Source organism: Desulfocicer niacini, assembly GCF_054657595.1.
Window position 1 is genome coordinate 1 of the sequence record NZ_BAAHYK010000170.1, and the last position, 600, is coordinate 600.

Below are 600 nucleotides of genomic sequence, written 5' to 3' on the forward strand. Positions count from 1 at the left end.
GAAACTTGGTCTTATTTTGAAACTCAGTGGAAACCGAAATCATGGAAGGATGAATACCGATTTGTATTCACCAGAAAGAAAGTAAAAAAACCACAAAAAGGCCCCATTCAGTTGGATCTCTTTAAACCGGTCTGCCGGGAATATCAATATAAGGTCATTGTGACCAACAAAAAAGTATCAACAAATGCGGTCGTATTGTTTCATAATGGCCGTGGCTCCCAGGAATTATTGTTCGGTAATGCCAAGAACCACACAGCCCTCAGTGCAATTCCATGTAAAAGACTCAATGCCAATCAAGTTTTCACAGTGGCATCAATGATGGCCCACAATTTTTCAAGGGAAATGCAAATGATCGCCCACCCGGCTGCAAGCAGAGCAAAAGCAAAACGCCCTGCAGCATGGACTTTCAAGAACCTTGATACAATACGCCATCAGATCATACAAAGAGCTGGTCGTTTTATCTGTCCCCAGGGAAAACTGACCCTTACAATGAGTGCGAATCCTGCAGTTAAGAAGGATTTACTATTTTTCATAGAAGCGTTGCAAAAAGCCGCGTAAAATTATCGAATTATCGTAAAATTTTATGCAACGTTAAGGTTA

At 41.0% G+C, this 600-nt stretch carries 1 protein-coding gene; it reads left to right on the forward strand.

Features of this window, described 5'->3' with window-relative positions; translation table 11 throughout:
• A partial coding sequence (locus ACYQ2M_RS25230; RefSeq protein ID WP_459919164.1) for a transposase occupies window positions 1-558 on the forward strand: 558 nt, incomplete at its 5' end.
• Between the last annotated feature and the right edge of the window lie 42 nt (window positions 559-600).